The sequence below is a fragment of the Methylobacterium sp. AC315 genome (genome assembly GCF_979253755.1).
Map to the genome: position 1 here is coordinate 438,942 of NZ_CEEDEA010000004.1, position 20,225 is coordinate 459,166.

Annotated in this window: 19 protein-coding genes; 5 read left to right on the forward strand and 14 right to left on the reverse strand. The window is 71.2% G+C overall.

From position 1 onward, the window contains the following. Positions 1-51: 51 nt before the first annotated feature. Positions 52-1,737, forward strand: a complete 1,686-nt coding sequence (gene xseA, locus AC0IY0_RS09870) for an exodeoxyribonuclease VII large subunit (RefSeq protein ID WP_471763704.1) — start codon at positions 52-54, stop codon at positions 1,735-1,737. Positions 1,738-1,744: 7 nt separating this feature from the next. On the opposite strand, the gene AC0IY0_RS09875 is transcribed toward xseA, so the two are convergent. Next, positions 1,745-2,509 (reverse strand): GNAT family N-acetyltransferase, encoded by a 765-nt coding sequence (locus AC0IY0_RS09875; protein ID WP_471763705.1) that lies wholly within the window; start codon positions 2,507-2,509, stop codon positions 1,745-1,747. A 120-nt stretch (positions 2,510-2,629) separates the two neighbouring features. Between AC0IY0_RS09875 and AC0IY0_RS09880 the strand changes: the two genes are divergently transcribed. Together AC0IY0_RS09880 and AC0IY0_RS09885 are read left to right on the forward strand one after the other, a co-directional pair. Next, positions 2,630-4,054, forward strand: coding sequence for an alpha/beta hydrolase (locus tag AC0IY0_RS09880; protein ID WP_471763706.1), 1,425 nt, complete (start codon positions 2,630-2,632; stop codon positions 4,052-4,054). Next, positions 4,051-5,598: a GMC family oxidoreductase gene (locus AC0IY0_RS09885; protein WP_461231064.1), complete on the forward strand. Its 1,548-nt coding sequence runs from the start codon at positions 4,051-4,053 to the stop codon at positions 5,596-5,598. The genes AC0IY0_RS09880 and AC0IY0_RS09885 overlap by 4 nt, the downstream gene beginning before the upstream one ends. Before the next feature lie 2 nt (positions 5,599-5,600). On the opposite strand, the gene AC0IY0_RS09890 is transcribed toward AC0IY0_RS09885, so the two are convergent. Continuing rightward, complete coding sequence (locus AC0IY0_RS09890; RefSeq protein ID WP_471763707.1) at positions 5,601-6,320, reverse strand: GNAT family N-acetyltransferase; 720 nt, start codon at positions 6,318-6,320, stop codon at positions 5,601-5,603. Next, positions 6,317-6,943 (reverse strand): FMN-binding negative transcriptional regulator, encoded by a 627-nt coding sequence (locus AC0IY0_RS09895; RefSeq protein WP_419829532.1) that lies wholly within the window; start codon positions 6,941-6,943, stop codon positions 6,317-6,319. Before AC0IY0_RS09895 ends, AC0IY0_RS09890 begins: the two co-directional genes overlap by 4 nt. Positions 6,944-7,036: 93 nt before the next feature. On the opposite strand from AC0IY0_RS09895, the gene pdxR reads away from it, so the two are divergent. Continuing rightward, positions 7,037-8,518 (forward strand): MocR-like pyridoxine biosynthesis transcription factor PdxR, encoded by a 1,482-nt coding sequence (gene pdxR, locus AC0IY0_RS09900; RefSeq protein WP_419829531.1) that lies wholly within the window; start codon positions 7,037-7,039, stop codon positions 8,516-8,518. Positions 8,519-8,540: 22 nt separating this feature from the next. Here the strand turns inward: pdxR and AC0IY0_RS09905 are convergent, their stop codons facing one another. The 11 genes from AC0IY0_RS09905 to AC0IY0_RS09955 all read right to left on the reverse strand — a co-directional run bounded on the left by AC0IY0_RS09905 (position 8,541) and on the right by AC0IY0_RS09955 (position 19,064). Beyond that, on the reverse strand, positions 8,541-9,167 hold the full coding sequence (locus tag AC0IY0_RS09905; RefSeq protein WP_419829530.1) for a hypothetical protein: 627 nt from the start codon (positions 9,165-9,167) through the stop codon (positions 8,541-8,543). A 13-nt stretch (positions 9,168-9,180) separates the two neighbouring features. Next, on the reverse strand, positions 9,181-10,428 hold the full coding sequence (locus AC0IY0_RS09910; RefSeq protein WP_471763708.1) for a hypothetical protein: 1,248 nt from the start codon (positions 10,426-10,428) through the stop codon (positions 9,181-9,183). 96 nt (positions 10,429-10,524) lie between these two features. Further along, positions 10,525-11,550 carry an ABC transporter ATP-binding protein gene (locus AC0IY0_RS09915; protein WP_187193578.1) on the reverse strand — a complete coding sequence of 342 codons (1,026 nt, stop codon included), beginning with the start codon at positions 11,548-11,550 and terminating at the stop codon, positions 10,525-10,527. Positions 11,551-11,558: 8 nt separating this feature from the next. Continuing rightward, positions 11,559-12,614, reverse strand: coding sequence for an ABC transporter ATP-binding protein (locus tag AC0IY0_RS09920; protein WP_147938060.1), 1,056 nt, complete (start codon positions 12,612-12,614; stop codon positions 11,559-11,561). 13 nt (positions 12,615-12,627) lie between these two features. Then, positions 12,628-13,557 carry an ABC transporter permease gene (locus AC0IY0_RS09925; RefSeq protein ID WP_471763709.1) on the reverse strand — a complete coding sequence of 310 codons (930 nt, stop codon included), beginning with the start codon at positions 13,555-13,557 and terminating at the stop codon, positions 12,628-12,630. 14 nt (positions 13,558-13,571) lie between these two features. Beyond that, positions 13,572-14,525, reverse strand: coding sequence for an ABC transporter permease (locus tag AC0IY0_RS09930; RefSeq protein WP_147854882.1), 954 nt, complete (start codon positions 14,523-14,525; stop codon positions 13,572-13,574). A gap of 197 nt (positions 14,526-14,722) precedes the next feature. Then, positions 14,723-16,345 (reverse strand): ABC transporter substrate-binding protein, encoded by a 1,623-nt coding sequence (locus tag AC0IY0_RS09935; protein WP_147905709.1) that lies wholly within the window; start codon positions 16,343-16,345, stop codon positions 14,723-14,725. A 107-nt stretch (positions 16,346-16,452) separates the two neighbouring features. Then, a complete protein-coding gene (hpxZ, locus tag AC0IY0_RS09940) occupies positions 16,453-16,836 on the reverse strand; it encodes an oxalurate catabolism protein HpxZ (RefSeq protein ID WP_147938057.1) in 384 nt (127 codons plus the stop codon). Further along, positions 16,836-18,233, reverse strand: coding sequence for an AtzE family amidohydrolase (locus AC0IY0_RS09945; RefSeq protein WP_471763710.1), 1,398 nt, complete (start codon positions 18,231-18,233; stop codon positions 16,836-16,838). The genes hpxZ and AC0IY0_RS09945 overlap by 1 nt, the downstream gene beginning before the upstream one ends. Then, positions 18,230-18,424 (reverse strand): DUF4089 domain-containing protein, encoded by a 195-nt coding sequence (locus tag AC0IY0_RS09950; protein ID WP_147938055.1) that lies wholly within the window; start codon positions 18,422-18,424, stop codon positions 18,230-18,232. Before AC0IY0_RS09950 ends, AC0IY0_RS09945 begins: the two co-directional genes overlap by 4 nt. A gap of 169 nt (positions 18,425-18,593) precedes the next feature. Then, on the reverse strand, positions 18,594-19,064 hold the full coding sequence (locus tag AC0IY0_RS09955) for an ureidoglycolate lyase (RefSeq protein ID WP_187193577.1): 471 nt from the start codon (positions 19,062-19,064) through the stop codon (positions 18,594-18,596). 611 nt (positions 19,065-19,675) lie between these two features. On the opposite strand from AC0IY0_RS09955, the gene AC0IY0_RS09960 reads away from it, so the two are divergent. Further along, complete coding sequence (locus AC0IY0_RS09960; protein ID WP_147905704.1) at positions 19,676-20,050, forward strand: DUF6481 family protein; 375 nt, start codon at positions 19,676-19,678, stop codon at positions 20,048-20,050. The last annotated feature ends 175 nt before the right edge of the window (positions 20,051-20,225 follow it).

Consider the following 20,225-nt stretch of genomic DNA (forward strand, 5'->3'; position numbering starts at 1 on the left):
GGGCCGGAAATCCGGTTTCCAGTTTTCAGCCTCTTGCTCTACCGTCCGTCCATGCCCCTCGTGCCGCCTCCGCGCCCCGCAGCCTCGCCTGCGGCGGATATTCCGCCGACCAGCGTGCTCACCGCCAACCAGCCGGAATGGTCGGTCGGCGAGCTCGCGGGCGCGCTCAAGCGGACCCTGGAGGACGCGTTCGGCCATGTGCGCCTGCGTGGCGAAATCTCCGGCTATCGCGGCCAGCACGGCTCCGGCCACGCCTACTTCTCCCTGAAGGACGGCCAAGCGCGGATCGATGCCGTGGTCTGGAAGGGCGTGTTCGGGCGCCTGCGCCAGAAGCCCCAGGAGGGGTTGGAGGTCGTCGCGACGGGCCGCATCACCACCTTCGCGGGAAAATCCTCGTACCAGATCGTGGTCGAGAGCCTCGAGCCGGCGGGTCTCGGCGCCTGGATGGCCCTGCTGGAGGAGCGCAAGAAGCTGCTCACCGCCGAGGGGCTGTTCGCTCCGGAGCACAAGCGGGCCATCCCTTACCTGCCGCGCGTGGTCGGCGTCGTCACCTCGCCCACCGGGGCGGTCATCCGGGACATCCTGCATCGGTTGGAGGACCGCTTCCCGCGCCCCGTGCTGGTCTGGCCGGTACGGGTCCAGGGTGACGGTGCGGCCGAGGAGGTCGCGGCCGCGATCCGCGGGTTCAATGCCCTGGCCCCGGACGGCCCCCTGCCCCGGCCGGACGTGCTGATCGTCGCCCGCGGCGGCGGCTCCATCGAGGATCTGTGGGCGTTCAACGAGGAATGCGTGGTCCGCGCCGCATTCGAGAGCGCGATCCCGCTGATCTCGGCGGTCGGGCACGAGACCGACACCACGCTGATCGACTACGTCTCCGACCGCCGGGCGCCGACGCCGACGGGGGCCGCCGAGATGGCCGTCCCCGTCCGGGCCGACCTGATCGCCACGGTGGCCGACCTGTCCGCCCGGGCGGTCGGGGCGGTCGGCCGGCGGGTCGAGCGCGACCGGTCGGATCTGCGGGCCCTCGCGCGTGCCCTGCCGAGCGCCGATGCCTTGCTGGCGGCCAAGCGCCAGCGCCTCGACCTCGCCGAGGCACGGCTCGCTCCGGCCCTGGCGGCCGGGGCCAGCCGCCATCGCGCGCGCCTGCAGCTCCTTCTCGACCGGATGGCCCGGCGCTCGCCCGACGTGGCGCTGGCGAATGCCCGGGCCCGGCTGGCGCGGATCGACCACCGGCCGCTCACCGCCCTCCGCAACGACGTCCAGCGCAAGGGCGAGGCTCTGGCCCAGCTCGGTCGGCGCCTGGTCGTCGCCCGGGATGCCAGCCTCGAGCGGGCGCGGGCGCTTCAGGCACGCCGGGCCGATCGCCTCGTCGCCCTGTCCGACCGCCTGAATCAGGCAGGCCTGCGGGGCGTCGAGCGCCGCCGCGACCGGCTCGAGGGCCTGGCCCATCTCCTCGGATCGCTCAGCTACCGGGCCGTGCTGGAGCGGGGCTACGTCCTCGTCCGCGACGCCGCCGGCCTTCCGGTCCGCCACGCGGCCGATGCCGCCGCCGCCAGCCGCCTCAGCCTGCAATTCGCCGACGGGACGGTGAACGCCGTGCCGGACGGGACGCCGGACCCGTCCGTATCCGCAAAGCCGGTGCGGCGGTCCGCACGGACGGAGCCGGCTGCGACAGGAAAGCGTGCGCAAGCGGGCGCCCCCGCGGTGACCCGGCAGGGTTCGCTGTTCGACGCCTGAGGCCGTTTCAGGCCGGCTCCGGCCCGACCCGGTAGTGATACCGGTACAGCTCCCGCTCGAATCCCAGCCCGCGGTACAGTGATCGGGCCGGCGTGTTGGCCGCCACCACCTGCAGACAGGCCGCGCGGGCGCCCTGCGAGCGGGCCCAGCGCAGCAGCGCGCCCACGGCCCGCCAAGCATGGCCCCGTCCCCGCAGCCTCTCGGGGGTCGCCACGGACTCGATCACCAGAAGGTCGCCGTCGCACACGCCGAAGGCCAAGGCCCCGATCTCACCCCCGATCTCGCCCTCGTTCGCCACGGCCGCGAAGGCCCGAGGGAGGATCAGCGCCTCGACGGTGGTGCGAAAAGCCTGGGCGGCGGCGGGATCCGCCCGGTTCATGGCGTCCCGGAGGGCCAGCCATGCGGCATCGGGATTGCGCGCGAGCGTGACCGCCGGGTCCGGCTCGTCACAGAATCCGTCGAGTTCCCGGAACAGCGTGCAGGTCTCGTCGACGACGGCGTAAGGGCCGCCTGACAGCAGCGGCTCCATCTGCGGCGCGATCCCCGGAATCCGGAAGATCGCCCGGCGTCCGAGCGCGGCGTAGACGGCCTCTCCGGCCCGGATCGCCAGCTCGGGCCGGCCGCTGCCGCGCATCGGATTGATGGAGTTCTGCCGCTTCGAGGTGCCGCCGGCTGCGCGCAGCAGATAGCCGTGAACCAGGAGCTGGCGCGGGCTCGGCCAGGCGTTGAGGCAGGCCTCCTCGACCCGCCAGGCCAGATCGATCTTCGACATCGTGTGAGTCTCCGCGGGCTTGATCCCACGGCGTTCGGGACCGCACCACCCCCGCGGCAACCGGAGCCGTGCGGCGTCGCGTACGCTTGAAGCATTCCAGGCTCGCGCGATGTCGTCGTCATGCCCGATCCTGAAATCCTCTTCTGCCTCCATTTCCTGGGCGGCAGCGCCCGCACCTGGGAGCCCGTCTCGCGCGCGCTGGGCGGAACCCCGGCCTGCCTGCCCGTGGATCTACCGGGCTTCGGCGACGCCGCCGCGGGGACGGGATTTTCCGTTGATGCGATGGCGGACCATGTGGCGGCGGCGATCCGCGCCCGGGCGCCGAAGCGTTTCGCGATCGCCGGCCACAGCATGGGCGCGAAGGTCGCGCTCGCCCTGGCGCGCCGATCCGAAGATGGAGAGCCGGGCCTGGACGGTCTCACGGACCTGATCCTGGTCTCGGGCTCGCCGCCGAGCCCGGAACCGATTCCCGAGGATCGCCGGTCCAAGATGATCGCCTGGATCGATGCCGATCCGGAGACGCGGCTGCGCGAGGCGCAGGCTTTCGTCTCGGAGAATGTCGGCAGCCCCTTGGACCCGGAGACCGGGGCGCGTGCGGTCGCCGACGTGTTGCAGGCGGCCCCCGCGGCCTGGAAGGCTTGGCTCGAATCGGGTTCGCGCGAGGATCTGTGCCGCCGGATCGGTGTCCTGCGCACCCCGGCGCTGATCCTGGCCGGATCCGAAGATGCCGATCTCGGCGCCGATGCGCAGCGGGCGCTGATGGCGCCGCATCTCGCCCACCATCGCGTCGTCACCGTGGACGGCGTCGGCCATCTTCTGCCGCTGGAGCGTCCCGGGGAGATGGCGGATCGCCTGCGCGATCACTGGCGCGACCGCCCGAACGCCGAGGCGACGCGGGCTGCTCCGGTACCGTCGGCCTACGCAGCGCTGATCGCGTCCGAGCGGGTCAACAGCCGCCTGCGCGGCGCCCTGGAAACACGTGGGGAGCGCGACGACCCCGCCTATGCCCCTCAGGCCCTCGACCCGGTGGAACTCGCGATCCTGCGCGCCGCCTGCGGTCGTGTGTTGCCGGAGATCACCGTCGACCTCGCCGCCCGGCTCGATGCGCGTCTGGCGTCCGGGGCGGGCGACGGCTGGCGGTTCGTGGCCCTGCCGCCGGATCCGGAGGCGTATCGCGCCGCTCTGCGCACCCTCGACGCCGCCTCGCGCGCCGCCCACGGCCGTCCGTTCGTCGCCCTGGAGGCGCGAGACCAGGACGCGTTGCTGACGTTGGCCGAGCGCGCCGATCTGGCGGTGCCGGACTCCCTCGGCGGCCGGCTGGACGGCGACCGGATGCGTTTCTGGTTCGAGGACCTGCGCGCCGACGCGGTGCGCCTGTGGCTCGCCCATCCGGCGGCCCTGGCCCGTGTCGGCTTTTCGGGAATCGGTGCCGGCGGCGACCGGCCGGGCCCGATCGCAGACGGGTTGCCGGGCTTCCACGAGGTCGGGCTCGATCGGGCGGAATCCTGGGAAATCCGGCCCGCGCAAGGGGAGATGGTCCGATGAACCTCGACGGGATGCGGACCTACCGCACGGATGAGACCGTCGATGCGGTCATCGTCGGGACCGGTGCGGGCGGCGCGCCGCTCCTCGCCCGGCTGGCTGCGGCAGGCCTCAAGGTCGTGGCCCTGGAGGCCGGACCCAACTTCACCCCCGAGCAGTTCGCCTTCGACGAGACGCTGGCCGACGAGATCTACTGGACCGAGGAGCGTCTCAGCGGCGGTTCCACGCCGGAGGCGTTCGGGGCCAACAACAGCGGCACCGGCGTTGGCGGCTCGACGCTCCATTGGGGCGCCTTCGTGCCCCGGGCCGATGCCCGCGACCTCCGGCTTCACACCGAGAGCGGCGAGGGCGTCGACTGGCCGCTCGACTACGACGAGCTGGTGCCGTTCTACGAACGGGTCGAGCGCTTCATCGGCGTCTCGGGGCCGCAATCGTATCCCTGGGATCCCGACCGGCGCTATCCGCTGCCCCCGGTGCCGCGCAACGGCCCGGCACAGATCATGGCCGGAGCCTGCGATACGCTGGGGATCCGCTGGGCCGACGCGCCCGCGGCGGTGGTCTCGCGCGATTTCGAATCCGAGGGCGGACCCCGGCGCAACGCCTGCATCAATTGCGGCTTCTGCCACCAGGGCTGCCGCAACGGCGCCAAGACCAGCATGGACGTCACCTACCTGCCCCTGGCCGTCACGCACGGGGCGGAGATCAGGGCGGGCGCCTTCGTGCATGGACTCGAGCGCGGCGTCGATGGCCGGGTCACCGCAGTGGTCTACACACAGGACGGTCAGGAACGGCGCCAAAGCTGCGGGGCGGTGTTCCTCTGTGCCGGTGCCGTCGAGACGCCGCGGCTGCTGCTGCATCTCGGGCTTGCCAACTCCAGCGATCAGGTCGGCCGCAACTACATGGGCCACGTCGCCACCCAGGTCTGGGGCACCTTCGCCAACGAGGTGCGGATGAACCGCGGCTACCCCTCGTCGCTGATCACGGAGGACTTCATCCGGGCCGGTGCCGACTTCGCCGGCGGCTACCTGATCCAGAGCCTCGGTGTGGTGCCGCTGACCTTCGGCAACGCGGTGGCGCGCGGCCGCGGATTGTGGGGCAAGCCGCTGCTCGATTACCTCGACCGCTACAATCACCTTGCCGGCATCGGCATCAACGGCGAGACGCTGCCCTGCGACGCGAACGTGCTCACCCTGTCCGACGAGACCGACGCGCGCGGGATGCGCAAGGCGCAGATCAGCTTCGGCTACAGTCGCAACGAGGAACGCCTCAACGCGCACGCCACCAAGGTGATGCGCGACCTCTGGGCGGCGGCGGGCGCCGAGGACATCTGGGTGATGGAGCGCGTCGCCCACACGATCGGCACCTGCCGGATGGGGCGCGACGGGTCGAGCGCCGTGGTCGATCCGGTCGGCCGCAGCTTTGACATCGACAACCTCTGGATCTGCGACGGCTCGACCTTCCCGAGTTCCCTCGCCGCGAACCCGGCCTTGACCATCATGGCGCTGAGCTTGCGCACCGCGGAGGCGTTCTTGGCCGCCGGACGCTGAGATCAACCGGCCTCGCCGCGCAGCTCCGCCAGCCCGCGGCGCTGCCGGCCGTCGGCGTCGAAGTTCGCCGGGTCGAGCCACGCCGCGAAGCCGGCGCGGATGCGCGGCCACTCGGCATCGGTGATCGAGAACCACGCCGTGTCGCGGGAGCGGCCCTTCACGACGACCGCGTTGCGGAAGAGGCCCTCGAAGGTGAAGCCCAGGCGGAGCGCAGCCGCCCGGGACGGGACGTTGAGGCTGTCGCATTTCCACTCGTATCGGCGGTAGCCGAGGTCGTCGAAGGCCCGGGCCATCATCAGCGCCATCGCCTCGGTGGACGCGGGAGAACGCTGAAGGCTCGGGCCGAAATGCAGATGGCCGACCTCGATGACGCCGTTGCCCGGATCGATCCGCAGGTAGGCGGTGATCCCCAGCGGCGCTCCGGTCGCCCGGTCGAGGACGGCGTGGAACAGCGGGTCCTCGCTCGCCGCTCTCGCATCGAGCCGTGCGCGAAACGCCACTTCACTCTCGGGCATCTCGTCGGGCAGGTAGGTCCAACCGCGGACGTCCGGGGCCGCGCTGTAGGCGGCGAACAACCCCGCGGCATGCGCTTCGGCATCCAGCGGCACGACACGGCAAGTCCGGCCCTCCATGGGCGTCCGCGGCGGGCGCGGACGCGGGGTCCAGTCCGGAAGGTCGGGGCCGATCGGCTGGTCGAAGGCGTTGAGGCGGTGGTCGGTCATGATCCGCTCCGCTCGGCGACGATCTCCGCCAGGGCGGCCTCGCCATCCGCGCGCATCCCGGCGATCACCCCGGCCCGATCGGCCTCCGGTCTGTTCTGGCTCATCTTCCACTTCCCCTCGATGCGGGCGATCGGGATCTCGATGCCGACGATGGCCCTCATCTGGGCCGCTACGAACGGCGCGGGCGCGTCGTCCACCGCCCAGGGTGCGGCGCGCGGCGTCTCGCGCAGGGCGGTGAGGTCGGCGATCTGGCGCCGGAGCCAGTCCGCATCCTCAATCACCCGCGCCCGCCCCCAGACGTGGACCGTGGCGTAATTCCAGGTCGGCACCACCCGCCCGTGTTCCCGCTTGCTCGCGTACCAGGCCGGGGTGACGTAGCCCTGTGGTCCCTGGAACACGACGAGGCAGTCCTGCGCCTCGGCGAGCGCCTGCCATTGCGGGTTGGCGCGGGCGAGATGGGCGCGCAAGGTGCCGTGCGTGCCCGTCTCGTCCAGCAGGAATGGGATCGGGTTGGCGATCAGGCCGTCCGCGCCGCCGGTGATCAGAAGGCCCAACGGATAGGTCCGGATCAGCCCGTGCTGCGCCGTGCGCGTGTCATCCCGGAAGTGTGGCGGCTGGTACATCGAGCCCGGTCCTTGTTGCGGCCTCCTGCTTGACCGTACGGCGGACCAGGCGAAAGGTCCGGTTTCCGAAATACGACTGGACCGCTTGTCGCCATGGCCCGGGACCCGCTGCCGCTGCCCGTCAGCCTCGATCCAGCGTCGCCGACACCCCTGCACGTCCAGCTGCGCGAGGGGTTGCGCGGGGCGATCCTCGACCGCCGCCTGCCGCGTGGAACCCGGCTGCCCGCGTCGCGCATGATGGCCGCCGATCTCGGCTGCGCCCGCGGCACCGTGGTCCTCGCTCTGGAGCAGCTGATCGCCGAGGGTTACCTCACAGCGCGGACCGGGTCGGCCACCCGGGTCGCCGCGACCCTCCCGGACGACACCCTGCCGCGGCCGGATGGGACAGCACGGCCGGCTCTTGCGGCCGCTCCGAACCTGTCGCGGCGGGGCGGCCGTCTGATCGCGGCGCCGGCCCGCCGGTTCATGGCCGGTCCCGGCGTGCCCGACGCCTTCGCGCTGGGCCGGCCCGCGCTGGATGCGTTCCCGTACGCGGTCTGGGCGCGGCTGCTCCAGGCCGAGTGGCGTCACGGACCGGCCGAGCGGCCCGATCCCCGCGGCTCACCGGCGCTCCGGGCTTCCATCGCGGCCTATCTGGCGCAGGCGCGGGGCGTGGCCTGCGAGGCCCACGACGTGATCGTCACGGCAGGCATCCGCCAGAGCCTGCGCCTGCTGGCCGAGCTGCTGCTCGATCCCGGGGAGCGGGCCCTCGTGGAAGAGCCGGGCTTCCCCGGTATCGCCCTGGCCCTCGCGAGCGGCGGCCTGGTTCCGGTGCCGATCCCGGTCGGACCGGGTGGGCTATCGGTGAGCGCCGCCGGGCCGCACCTGCAGGGTGCACGCCTCGCCGTGGTGACGCCGGCGCAGCATTACCCGCTGGGCCACGCCATGAGCTTGGAGAACCGCCTCGACCTCCTGGCCTGGGCAGAATCCGTATCGGGCTGGATCGTCGAGGACGATTACGACGGCGCCTACCGGTATGCGGGGCGGCCGTTGGCGCCGCTGCGGGCGCTCGATCGTGGCGGACGGGTGATCTACGTCGGCAGCTTTTCCAAGCTGCTGCTGCCCGCGCTCGGCCTCAGCTACCTGGTCCTGCCGCGGGGGCTCGTGGCGCCGGTGAATCAGGCGCTCGCCGAGACCGGCCCGGCACCCCCGGGTATCGGCCAATGGGCGCTGGCGCGCTTCATCGAGGAAGGGCATCTCGCCGGCCACCTGCGGCGGACTCGGCGGCTCTATGCCCTGCGCCAGGAAGCCCTGGTCGAGGCGGCCCACCGCCATGCCGCCGACGTGGTCTCGGTCGTCGCCATGGAGGGCGGGATGCACCTCATCGCGCGGCCCGGTCCGGGCTGGCCGGCGGCACTCGGCGATGCCGAAGCCGCCGCGCGGCTCGACGGAGCCGGGATCTCGACGGTCGCGCTCTCGGCCTACCATGTCGGCAAGTCCGAGACCGGGCTGCTGCTCGGATACGCGGCTGTGCCGGAACGGGCGATCGAGCCGGCGTTGCGGCGCTTGGCCGAGACCTTGCGGGCCGCCCGGTGAGACGGGCGCGTGGCCCGTCCCGTCACTCGCCCCGCGGCGTCAGCGTCACGGTGATCGGGCCGCGGCCGGCGCGCAGCTCCAGGCTCCGGAGGGTCTTGGGTCGGACGGTCGCGCCGCTCGTTGGGCTGACGCGTTGCACGCGCTCGCCGTCGAGCCGCAGGCTGAACGCGCCGTCCGCGGTCAGGCGCAGCAGCGGGACGGCCCGGAACGACTTCAGCGCCACACTGGTCCAGGCCGAGCCGACCTCGATCCGTGTCGGAGCCGGGACGACGTCGCGGCGCGCCAGCGCGAGGGCCGCGAGACCGATGATCGCCGCGAGTGCCAGGACGACCTGGCGGAGGCGGACGAGTCTCCCGGGCCGACGCGGGGCCCGGCGTACCGTCCAGACCGGTTTCGAAGGCGCCGGGTCCGGCTTGGCCGGCGGCTGAGACGATTCCTCCGGCGGCGCAGGTTCCGGGGGGATCTTCGCCAGCGGCGCCTCGTGCACCGCTGGCGGCGGCGGTGGCGGCGGTGGCGAAGGGGGGATCGGCGATTGGGCCTTCGGGCGGCGCTGCTCGGCGCCGCAGAACGGGCAGAACCGCACCGGAACGTACAGGCCCCGGTCGCAAGCGGAGCAGCGCGCGGGCGCAGTCGGAAGGTCGGCGGTCACGGCGGGGCGCGGGTCAGTGCACGAGCGCGCCCGTTTCCATGAACCGGGCTAGGCGCTCCACCAGCGGCGCCACCATCACCCGGTCGAGCTGCCGGAGCAGCCCGTGGCGCGCATGCGCGACGTTCGTCTCGGCTTGCTCGCGTGCCCGGCGATGCCAGGCGGCGCGGTCGCGCGTGCACGCGTCCCAGGCCGCCGTGATCGACTGGAACACCTGGGGCAGCCGCTCGATCGGGTCGGCGATCACGTCGTAATGGTGGTCGATCAGGCCGCCGAAGGTCTGGAAGCCGAGTTCCGACAGGAGCGCGACGGCCCGCGGTGCGCCCACCGTCACGAACGGCACGCCCATCGCGGCGGCCTTCAGCGATTTCTCCGTGATGCGCTCGACGCCCAGCTCGAAGAAATCCGTTTCGGAGATGATTGTGAGGTCGCTGGCGGCGTAGGCCCGGGTATCGAGGGTCAGGACCATGTCGCCACCGGGGGCCGGGGTGTCGATCCGCCGGGCCTGCCGGGGGATCCAGGTGCCGACATCGGCCAGCAGCGGCCCGAAGGCCGCGGCGATCTCCAGCGGCGCGTGGAAGACGTCGATGCCGCCCGCCTTCGGGTTGTCGGCGCCGATCCCGTGGAACGAGATCAGGCCGTCGCGGTCCAGGCCGTTGAGCTGGAACCAGCGGTAGAGCAGCACCCGGTGCCAGCGCAGGGCCGCGTTCTGGCACAGGAACCGGGCGGGGCCGGTGTCCTGGGTGAGCGGTGCGTAGCCGGCCCGGTCGAGCGGATGCTGCGGGAAGAGTCTCGGGCCTGCCTCCGCGTCTAGCCAGAGCGCGACCTGGAGCGGGAAGAAATCGAAGGTCCAGAACCGCAGGCCCTCGCCGTAGAGCCGCTCGTAATCCAGCCGCAGCAGCCGGTTCTGGGTGACCAGGGTGACCCGCTCCCGGGGGATCCCGAGGCGCTCGAGGTTGCGGTGGAGCGCCTCGAAGGTGGGCGCGTGCAGCCCCGGCCCCTCGTTCGACAGGTCGAGGAGCAGGGCCGCCCGGCCGGACCGCAGGTTCTCGGCATCGCCCGGCTCCAGCAGATCGAGCCGCCCGTTCAGGTCCGGGAAGCCGAGGCGGACGAAATCGAGCACCGGCAGGCAGAGCACGTGGTTGGCCGCGCCCGGATGGGCCGTGACGCTGATCCGCTTCCCCAGCCAGCCCAAAGCCGCCGGCAGGAAATGGCCGGCCTCCCCGCGGGGGACCAGGACGATCTCGGAGGGGGATGGGCTCATCGCGATGCTCGGGCGGCCGGTCGCACGGTGATCCGCCGCCTGAAAGCCGCGCGATGCCGGATAAAGGCTTCGCGCGGATGCGTCGATCCCCGGGGGTCAGGCCGGGACCAGCTCGGCCGCACGCACGGGCGTCGGTCCCGCCCGGTAGGCCGCCGCGGCCTCGTCGGTCCGCCAGCAGGCCACCTTGTGACCGGGGGCGATCTCGGCGACCGGGGGCATCTCCCGGCGGCACTGCTCCGCGGCTAGGAAGCAGCGCGGCGCGAACGGGCAGCCCGGCGGCCGGTTGGCGAGGTCCGGCGGGCTCCCCGGGATGGTCTGCAGCCGGGAGCCCTTCGCCAGCGCACCCTCCGCCCGGCTGCGCAGCAGGCCGATCGTGTAGGGATGATGCGGATCGAGCACGACCTGATGCGCGGTCCCGGTCTCGACGATCTTGCCCGCGTACATCACGGCGATCCGGTCGGCGACCTCGACGGCCGCGCCGAGATCGTGGGTCACGATGATGATCGACAGGCCGAGGTCACGCTGCAATTCGCGCAGGAGCAGCAGCACCTGGATCTGCACGGTGGCGTCGAGCGCGGTGGTCGGCTCGTCGGCCAGCAGCACCTGCGGCCGGCACGCGAGCGCGAGCGCGATCATGGCGCGCTGGCGCATGCCGCCCGACATCTCGTGCGGGTAGTTGTCCAGCCGCCGCTCCGGGCTCGGGATCCGCACGCGCTCGAACAGGGCGAGCGCGCGCTTGCGGGCATCGTCCTTCGTGATCGTCTCGTGGCGCCGGATCGCCTCGGTGATCTGCCGGCCCACCGTGTAGACCGGGTCGAAGGCGAGCAGCGGCTCCTGGAAGATCATCGAGACGTCGCCGCCGCGGAAGTCGGCGAGCTGGCGCTTGCTGAGCGCCTGCACGTCCCGGCCGGCTGCCAGGATCTTGCCCTCGATCCGGCTGCGCCCCTCGTGGAACAGGCGCAGGATCGCCCGCAGGGTCACGCTCTTGCCCGAGCCGGACTCGCCGATCAGCGCCATCGCCTGACCGCGCTCCACGGTGAGGTCGACGCCGTCCACGACCTGCACCTTGCCGAAGGCGACGCGCAGGTTCTCGAGGGTGACGGCGGGTTCGGGGTTCGACATCGGGGCGCTCATGCCGCCAGCGCCCGGGCCGGGGCGGCGGAATGGCCGGAGCCGGGCTGGCGGGCGAGACACGAGACCCGATGCAGCGGGCCGACCTTATCGAGGGGCGGCTCCTTCTCGCTGCAGATCGGCTCGGCCAAACTGCAACGGGGGTGGAACCGGCAGCCGAGGGGCGGATCGATCGGGTTCGGCGGATCGCCCTGCAGGAGTGCCGTCTGCGTGCGGTTGTCCGGGTCCAGCGACGGCATCGAGGCCAGCAGCGCCTCGGTGTAGGGGTGGGCCGGGGCGTCGAGCACCGTGTCGGACGGGCCGATCTCGGAGACCCGGCCGAGATACATCACCATCACCCGATCGGAGATGAAGCGGACGACGTTCAGGTCGTGGCTGATGAAGATGTAGGTGAGGCCGAACTCGGATTTCAGGTCGAGGAGGAGGTTCAGCACCTGCGCCTCCACGGACTTGTCGAGCGCGGAGACCGCCTCGTCCAGCAGAACCAGCCGCGGCTCCAGGGCGAGCGAGCGTGCGATGTTGACCCGCTGCCGCTGGCCGCCCGAGATCTCGTGCGGATAGCGGCCGGCAAAGCGCTTCGGCTCGAGGCCGACCCGGGCCAGCAGGGCCCGGGCGCGCTCCACCGCCTCGCGACCGGGCACGCCGTTGACCTTCGGGCCGAAGGCGATCGACTGCTCGACCGTCATGCGCGGGTTGAGCGAGGCGTAGCTGTCCTGGAACACCATCTGGACCTGGCGGCGGTAGGAGCGCCACGGCATCGCCCGCTCGCCGACCGCCTGGCCGTCATACAGGAGGCTGCCGGAATCGCGCTCGATCAAGCCCATCAGCAGCTTGGCGGTGGTGGACTTGCCGCAGCCGGACTCCCCGACGATCCCTAAGGTCTCGCCCTTCAGGACGTCGAAGTCGACGCCGTCGACGGCCCGCACGACCTGCTTCTTTCCGCCGGCCTTGCGGACCGGGAAGTGCTTGTACAGGCCCGAGACCGACAGGAGCGGCTGGGCGGGTCCGCCGCGGTCGCGGGCGAACGGATCGGGGGCATCCGGGATGACGCTCACGGGCGAATCTCCGTCATTGGCGGATTTCCATGGCGGCGCGCAGGCCGTCCGAGAACAGGTTGAAGGCGATCGAGACGACGAAGATGCACACGCCCGGCAGGGCCGCGACGACCGGGTTGGCGTAGATCGCGGTGCGCAGGGTGTTGAGCATCAGGCCCCATTCCGGCTCCGGCGGGCGCACGCCGAGACCCAGGAACGACAGGCCCGAGGCCAGGATCATCGAGACCGAGATCAGGCTGGTGGCGTAGACGAAGATCGGCCCGACCACGTTGCCGAGCACCTGCACCCGCATGATCGTCAGCGCCGAGGCCCCCGAGAGCTTCGCCGCGTCGATGTAGTCGCGCTTGCGGATGCCCGTCGTGACACTCTCGGCGACCCGGGCGATCTGGGGCACGAACACACAGGTCAGCGACACGATCGAGTTGAAGATGCCGGCCCCGAGCGCCCCGGACAGCGCGATCGCCAGCAGGACGGACGGGAACGCGAAGAACACGTCGATGGTGCGCATCAGGATCGTGTTGGTCCAGCCGCCGACATAGCCGGCCAGGATGCCGATGCTCGAGCCGATCACGAAGGCGATCAGCACCGGGGTGACGCCGATGAACAGCGACAGCCGCGAGCCCAGCATCAGCCGGCTGATCATGTCGCGCCCGAGTTCGTCCGAGCCGAGCCAGTAGGTGGCGTCGCCGACATGCTTCAGGCGGCGCAGCATGGAGCCCTTGTACGGGTCCATCGGGGTGATCCAGGGCGCCAGGACGGCGATGGCCACCACCAGGAGGATCAAGGCGCCCGCCCCCATGGCCACGGGATCGCGCACCAGTCGGTGGCCGACATGGCCCCAGAAGCCGCGGGACGGAACGAACGCGGCCTCCGGGGCGGCCTCGCCGGCGGAGAGCACGCCGCCGTCGAGGGCCATCGAGGCGGCGGTGATCGGTGCGGTCATGATCGGCCTCCGGGTCAGGCGCGTTCGATGCGCGGGTCGAGGGCGGTCTGCATCACGTCGACCAGCAGGTTGAGGACGACGAAGAACATCGCCAGCACCAGGATCGAGCCCTGGAGCAGGGGCAGGTCGCGCTGGAAGATCGCGGCGTTGAGAAGGAAGCCGGTGCCGGGCCACGCGAACACGGTCTCGACCAGGATCGAGCCGCCGAGCAGGTAGCCGAGCTGCAGGCCCATGATCGCCAGCGCGGTCGGGGCGGCGTTGCGCACGACGTGTTTGAACACGCCGAACTCATCCATGCCCTTGGCGCGCAGGGCCTCGACGAAGTCCTGGGACAGGATGTCGGCCACCAGCGCGCGCACGGTGCGGGCGATGATGCCGGTGGGGATCACCGACATCGTCACCGCCGGGAGGATCAGGTAGCGCAGGTGGTCGAAATCGGGCCGCCAGTTGCCCGAGCCGTCCGGTCCGGCGCCGGTGGGCGGCAGCCAGCCAAGGGTCGCCGAGAACACGATCACCAGGACCATGCCGAGCCAGTAATGCGGCACGCTCACGCCGAAGACCGAGAGCGCGGACGCCGCCCGGTCGGCCAGCGAGTTGCGGTGGTAGCCGGCGACGAAGCCGAACAGCGTGCCGAACGTGAAGCCCAGCAGGGTCGCCACGGAGGCGAGGATCAGCGAGTTGATCACCGCCCGGGTGACTTCGCCCAGCACCGGCCGACCGGTGGCGATGGACGTGCCGAGATCACCGTGCAGCACGTGCCACAGCCAGATCAGGTACTGCATCGGCAGCGGCTTATCGAACCCGTAGGCGGCCCGCATGCTGTCGATGGTCTCCTGGGTGGCATCCGCCGGCAGGACCGCGCTCAGGGCGTCGCCGGGCGCCAGATGGACCAGCAGGAAGCAGACCAGGCTGACCCCGAACGCCACGGGCGTCACGTAGACCAGACGTTTGAGAATGTAGATCAGCATCGGATGCCTTGCCGTGGCCGATGAAAGTCCCCTCCCCCTGTGCGGGGGAGGATGGCTCCTGCGTCAGCAGGGGGCGGGAAAGGGCAGCGACGCATCCGGAGAAGTCATGCCGGGAGCCGAAACCCGCACCGTCGCGCTGCCCCGTTCGCGCTTCGCTCCGCTCGGCCCCCTCCCCCGTAGAGGGAGGGAGCCGGGTGTCACCGCCCCGCCGTCGCGATGGTGATCTTGGAAAAATCCTGGAACCAGTTCTGGGCCTGGACGAAGCCCTTCACCTTCGGGCTCATCGCCCGCGGGTTCACGTCGTGCGTGATCATGACGAACAGCGCGTCGTCCACGTACTTCTCGTGGACCTTCTCCAGGACCTGGGTCTGTGCGGCCTTGTCGAAGGTGGTCCGCACCTGGTCGAACAGCTTGTCCATCGCCGGATCGCTGTAATACCCCCAGTTGGTACCGTTCGGCGGGGCGAAGTTGCTCTGGAGGTGGCGGATGAACCCGGTGAACGGGTCCTGGATGAAGTACGAATAGTTGATCGCCGACACGCCGCGGGAGATGTCGGCCTTGGCGCCAGCCCGCCAGATATTGATCAGCGTGTTCCACTCGACCACCTCGTAGTCGACCTGGATGCCTACCTCGGAGAGGTTCTGCTGGACGAACTCGTTCATCGGCAGCGGCTGCATCTGGCCCGAGCCCGAGGCCGAAATTGCGACCTTCAGCTTCAGGGGCTTGGCCGGGCTGTAGCCGGCCTCGGCCATCAGCTTCTTGGCGGCCTCCGGATCGTACTTAACGTCGAAGGTCGGGTGGCCGAACCACTGGTGGCCGGGCGGCATGAAGCCCTTGGCCGGGATCGCGAGGCCGCCGAGCAGCTCCTTCAGGCCGTCGCGGTCGATGGCGAGGTTGGCCGCCTTGCGGACCCGGATGTCGTTCCAGGGCGAGCCCTCGACCCGGGACAGGTGCCAGGTCCAGTTGTGCGGATAGGCGTTGGTGACGATGGTGAAGCCGGCACCCTTGAGCGAGGCCACGGCGTCCGGCGCGGGCGCCTCGATCCAGTCGACCTGGCCGGAGCGGAGCGCCGCGACCCGGGCGTTGGCCTCCGGCAGCGGAACCAGCACGAGCTTGTCGAGCTTCGGGACCCTGTCCTTGTCCCAGTATTCCTTGAACGGCACCATCTCGGCGCGCTCGCGGGGGGCGAACAGCGTGAGCTTCCACGGACCGGTCCCGGAGGGCTGCTTGGCGAAGGCGTCCCAGGACTTGCCGACCTTCTCCCACTGTGCCGGGGAGGACATCATGATCCAGGCGATCTGGTAGGGCAGCGTCGCGTCCGGGGCCTTGGTGACGATCTCGACCGTCAGCGGGTCCACCACCTTGTAGGAGGCGACCGCCGGAATTCGGGTCTTGCCCTGCGCGGATTGGCGCGGATCGTATTGCGGCGCGTCGGCCTTCAGGAGCTTGTCGAGGTTCCACACCACGGCGTCGGCGTTGAAGTCGGAGCCGTCGTGGAATTTCACCCCCGGCCGCAGCTTGAAGGTCCACTTGGTCTTGTCGGTGGCGTCGACCGCCCAGCTGGTCGCGAGGCCTGGCACAAGGTCGGAGGCGAGTTCGGCGCTCGACAGATCCCAGTTAATCAGGCCGTCATAGACCGTGTAGCCCAGGAACCGCATGCCCTCGCCGCCATTGTCGGTCTGGCCGGTGGTCAGCGGGATGTCCGATGCGGTCATCCCGATCCGCAGCGTTCCCTGTGCGAGGGCGGCGGTGCTGGCGGTGAGTGCCAGGGCGCCGGCGAGCGCCGCACGGGCGCCGAAGGTTTTCAGACGAGACAGCATGTCGGATCGGACACTCACGTTGGTCCGGGAGGGCGGGCCCGGAATACGTCCGACCGTATGCAAGCCCGCGGCCACTCGCCCCCGGACCCTGCGCCGGCTCGTCGATCCTATGGGGTTTCGATGAGGCTCACGTGGGCGGCGACCACCCGCCATCCCTCCGGAAACCGCACCCAGGTCTGGCTCTGGCGGCCGGTCCTCCCGGGGGCGTTGTCCCGGGTGAACAGGGTCATGGCGGTGGCGAAGTCGCGGCCGTAGGTCGTGATCACCGTCTCGGCGAGCACCCGCTCGAGGCCCGATGGCGAGCGTGCCCGCCGGAACGCCCGGATCGCGTCCATCCCGTAGAGGTTCTCCCCGGCGCCGTAGCGGATCGTGCGAGGATCGTCCCGGAAGAGCGCCTCCAGGGTGGCGACGTCGTTGGTGGTCAGCGCCGTCTCGTAGATCCGGAACGCGGCCTCGACTTCGGCTTTCACGGCGGGATCGTCGATAATCATCAGGCGATCTCCGCCACCGGGGCCGTGCAGATCCCATCCCGTTCGAGCTGGCGCGCGACCCGGAGGGCCAAGTCCTCGCGCCAGGGGGCTGCGATCACCTGGACCCCGAGCGGCAGCCCGGCATCGATCCTGACCGGAACGGCCACCACGGGCAGGCCGATGAAAGAGATCGGCTGCGTGAACACGCCGATGTTGGCCCGGATCGGCAGGGTCACGCCGTCGAGCACGAAGTGGGTCAGGCCGCCCTTCGGAGCCCGGCAGGGGGTGGCCGGCGCCAGGATCACGTCGACGCCGCCGAACAGGTCCAGCACGGCATCGCGGTACCAGCGGCGGAAGCGCTGCGCCCGCTCGACGAAGGGCGCCGGGATCATCGCACCCGCGATCAGGCGGTCGCGCACGGCCGGGTCGAAATCCTGCGGCCGGGTGCGCAGGCGGTCGAGGTGGAGGGTTGCGCCCTCGGCCGCCGTGATCAGGTAGGCCGCCGCCCGGGCGCGCTGGGCCTCCGGGAGCTCGACCGTGCGGCTCGCCCCCAGGGCCTCCGCGACGCGGGCGACGGCCGCGAACGCCTCCGGATGCCCGTTGCGGGCGAAGTAGCCGCCGGCCACCGCGATGCGCAGGCCGCCGATGCCGGTTTCCAGGCCGGGATACGCAGGCTCGGGCGCCCGGGTCGTGGCCACCGGATCGTCCGGGTCGGGCCCCTGCATCGCGTCGTAGGCCAGGGCGAGGTCCGCGACGCTCCGGGCCATCGGGCCGAGATGGTCGAGGCTGCCCACGAACGGGAAGCTGCCGGCCCGGCTGATCCGCCCGTAGGTCGGCTTCATCCCGAAGCAGCCGCAGAACGCGGCGGGCACCCGGATCGAGCCGTTGGTGTCCGAGCCCAGCGTCAGCGGCACCAGCCCGGCCGCCACGGCCGCGCCCGACCCACCGGAGGAACCGCCGGTCATGTGGTCGAGGGCGTGGGGATTGTGGGCGTCGCCGTCGTGGACGTTCTCGCCGGTGAAGTCGTAGGCGTATTCGCCCATGTTGAGCGCGCCGACCAGGATCGCCCCGGCCGCCTCCAGGCGCCGCACCACCGCGCCGTCGCGCGCGGCCGGCGGGCGATCCCGGTTGATCTTCGAGCCGGCGCGGGTCGGTAGACCGGTGACGTCGATCAGGTTCTTCACCGCGAAGGGCACGCCGGCGAGCGGACCCGCAGGCTCGCCGCGCGCAAGGGCGGCATCGAGCGCCTCGGCCCGTGCCAGCGCCCGCTCGGGCAGCACATCCGTGAAGGCCCCGACGCGCCCATCGATCCCGGCAATCCGCTCCAATGTGGCCGCCACAGTGGCGCGGGCGGTCGAACGGCCCTGCGTGATCGCGGCGGCGATGGTCGCGGCATCGGACGGCGTCGGCGCGCTCATGCCTCGAACCTCGGCGCAGCCTCAACCTCGTCGGGGAGCGGAAAGCCCGCCACCAGTTCGGCGGCGGAGGCCAGGACGCGCAGGTTCAACGTGATCGGCAGCACCCAGGCCGGATCGATCGCGAGGCCGAGAAGCGGCGCAGCCACCGCAGCGTATGTGTCCGGGTCGAACGGAGGGAGTGTCTCAGGCATCGCGTTCCTCACACCGGTATTCAGGCGCCGGCTTCCCGGCGGTGCAGGCATCGTGCCGGGTCGCCGGCCAAGCCCCGATCTGCGCGCGATGCACAATTATCGGGCATCTGTCGTCGTTACCCCGGAGTGGTTCCAGGACTCGACGATCGGTGCATAATTTCTGGGCAGGTTAGCGAAGCGAGATCGTCATGGGCGCGATCGTGGCGAAGCTGCAATCGGCTTCGGTACCGTCCTCGTGGACCAGCATGGCGAAACGGCCGGGCTCGTCGAGTGTCATCATGTGTGCGTGCCAGGTTCCCGCGCGGTAATTGATCCCGACATGGCCCGGCACACGGAAGCCGAGGATCCCGGATTCGTCGGGGCGGCCGTCGCGATCGGGGGCCACGATGACGGCGTAGGAGTCCACCGAGAGCGGCAGGAAGGCCTGGTTGGAATGCAGATGCCGCTCGAGGCGACGCAGCGGCATCAGGCCGGATATCGGCTCGCTCCGCACCAGCGCGAGGTTGGCGCGCGCCGCTTGCCGGGTGTTCTGCATCTGCCCGGCCTGGTCCTGCCGGGGCGGGGTGGCGGGGTCATCCAGGATCTCGCCGTAGGGCGCGAACGCCCCGGCCGTGATGTCGGACAGGATCAGGGTACGCATCGCGACTCCTCGTGCCCACGCGTCCGCGTGTCCGTCCCCGGACGCGGCGCCGCCGGACGCAACCATCCGAGCGGGCCAAAACCCAGGATGCGCCACGGGGAAGCCTGTGGCGAGTCGCGGTAGGCCCCGCCTTCCGGGAGACGGGAGGCGCTGCCCCGCCGGTCTGCGGCAATCGTGCCGGGCCCCCGGTCTTGCCGGATCGGCGGGCGCGACCTACCTCGTTCGCATTAGATTGAGCCTCTGGCTCGTCCCACCCGGCGACCGACGAAACTCCGCTCGCGATCGTTGGGTCGGTTTGAGGCTTTTGGGCATCGCCCGGACAAACTTTTACTAAGTTCACTTGGATTGTCGTCTAGCCGGCGACCTCAGCACGCAGACGCGATTGCGTCCTCGGGGGAGCACGGTCTAAGGGCTGTCCCGCTTTTTCAGACATGGTCCGACCCGAGCGCTCCTGCGTGAGCCGAGCGCTCGGGTCGGACCATCGGCAGCGCCGATGGATCGGTGCGGTTCCGGGGCCCGGGGACGGTTCTGGAACCCGTAGTCTCAGTACGTGGCCGGTTCAGCCGGTCGTCCCCGCGAAACGCGTGACGTACCCAACCGAGAAAGGTCAGATGAGCGCATTCGACTACCGGAATTTCGACGACCGTCGCCAGCATTCGCAGAGCGCCAAGGCCGCACTGCTGGCCAAGTTCAAGGCCCGTCCGCCGGCCGACGACCCCGAGGTCATCGCCAAGGCGAAGGCCCGGGCCGAGATCGCCCAGGCTCGTGAGGAGCGCGCGCGCGAGCGCGAGACCGCCCGGATCGCCGCCGAGCGGAAGGCTGCCGAAGAGAAGCGTCTGCGCGAGGAGGCCGAGCTCTCTGCCCGGCTCGCCCGCGAAGCCGCCGAACTCGCTGCCGCGCAAGAGCGCAAGTCTGCCGAACTCGCATTGAAGAAGGCGCAGCGCGACGCCCGCTACGCCGCCCGCAAGGCCAAAGCCAAGCGCTGACCCGCGTCGCCGAGCGCGGCACGCACCCGTATTAAAGCGCTCGAACGCCGTCCGCCCCCAGGCGGGCGGCGTTGCCGTATCCGGGAATGAGATCTGCCGGACCGCTCGCCCCGGCTGCGCAACGCGCGCGGAGCCCGACCGGGCGTCGGTTCAGCCGTCGGCCCGGTGGCGCGAT

Excerpts from the sequence above, each read along its gene's own strand:
- AC0IY0_RS09890 (WP_471763707.1), bottom strand. The coding sequence starts at position 6,320 with ATGACCGACCACCGCCTCAACGCCTTCGACCAGCCGATCGGCCCCGAC.
- hpxZ (WP_147938057.1), bottom strand. The coding sequence starts at position 16,836 with ATGATTATCGACGATCCCGCCGTGAAAGCCGAAGTCGAGGCCGCGTTC.
- AC0IY0_RS09950 (WP_147938055.1), bottom strand. The coding sequence starts at position 18,424 with ATGCCTGAGACACTCCCTCCGTTCGACCCGGACACATACGCTGCGGTG.
- xseA (WP_471763704.1), top strand. The coding sequence starts at position 52 with ATGCCCCTCGTGCCGCCTCCGCGCCCCGCAGCCTCGCCTGCGGCGGAT.
- AC0IY0_RS09885 (WP_461231064.1), top strand. The coding sequence starts at position 4,051 with ATGAACCTCGACGGGATGCGGACCTACCGCACGGATGAGACCGTCGAT.
- AC0IY0_RS09925 (WP_471763709.1), bottom strand. The coding sequence starts at position 13,557 with ATGACCGCACCGATCACCGCCGCCTCGATGGCCCTCGACGGCGGCGTG.
- AC0IY0_RS09915 (WP_187193578.1), bottom strand. The coding sequence starts at position 11,550 with ATGTCGAACCCCGAACCCGCCGTCACCCTCGAGAACCTGCGCGTCGCC.
- AC0IY0_RS09955 (WP_187193577.1), bottom strand. The coding sequence starts at position 19,064 with ATGCGTACCCTGATCCTGTCCGACATCACGGCCGGGGCGTTCGCGCCC.
- AC0IY0_RS09935 (WP_147905709.1), bottom strand. The coding sequence starts at position 16,345 with ATGCTGTCTCGTCTGAAAACCTTCGGCGCCCGTGCGGCGCTCGCCGGC.
- AC0IY0_RS09875 (WP_471763705.1), bottom strand. The coding sequence starts at position 2,509 with ATGTCGAAGATCGATCTGGCCTGGCGGGTCGAGGAGGCCTGCCTCAAC.
- pdxR (WP_419829531.1), top strand. The coding sequence starts at position 7,037 with ATGGCCCGGGACCCGCTGCCGCTGCCCGTCAGCCTCGATCCAGCGTCG.
- AC0IY0_RS09880 (WP_471763706.1), top strand. The coding sequence starts at position 2,630 with ATGCCCGATCCTGAAATCCTCTTCTGCCTCCATTTCCTGGGCGGCAGC.
- AC0IY0_RS09930 (WP_147854882.1), bottom strand. The coding sequence starts at position 14,525 with ATGCTGATCTACATTCTCAAACGTCTGGTCTACGTGACGCCCGTGGCG.
- AC0IY0_RS09895 (WP_419829532.1), bottom strand. The coding sequence starts at position 6,943 with ATGTACCAGCCGCCACACTTCCGGGATGACACGCGCACGGCGCAGCAC.
- AC0IY0_RS09910 (WP_471763708.1), bottom strand. The coding sequence starts at position 10,428 with ATGAGCCCATCCCCCTCCGAGATCGTCCTGGTCCCCCGCGGGGAGGCC.
- AC0IY0_RS09960 (WP_147905704.1), top strand. The coding sequence starts at position 19,676 with ATGAGCGCATTCGACTACCGGAATTTCGACGACCGTCGCCAGCATTCG.
- AC0IY0_RS09945 (WP_471763710.1), bottom strand. The coding sequence starts at position 18,233 with ATGAGCGCGCCGACGCCGTCCGATGCCGCGACCATCGCCGCCGCGATC.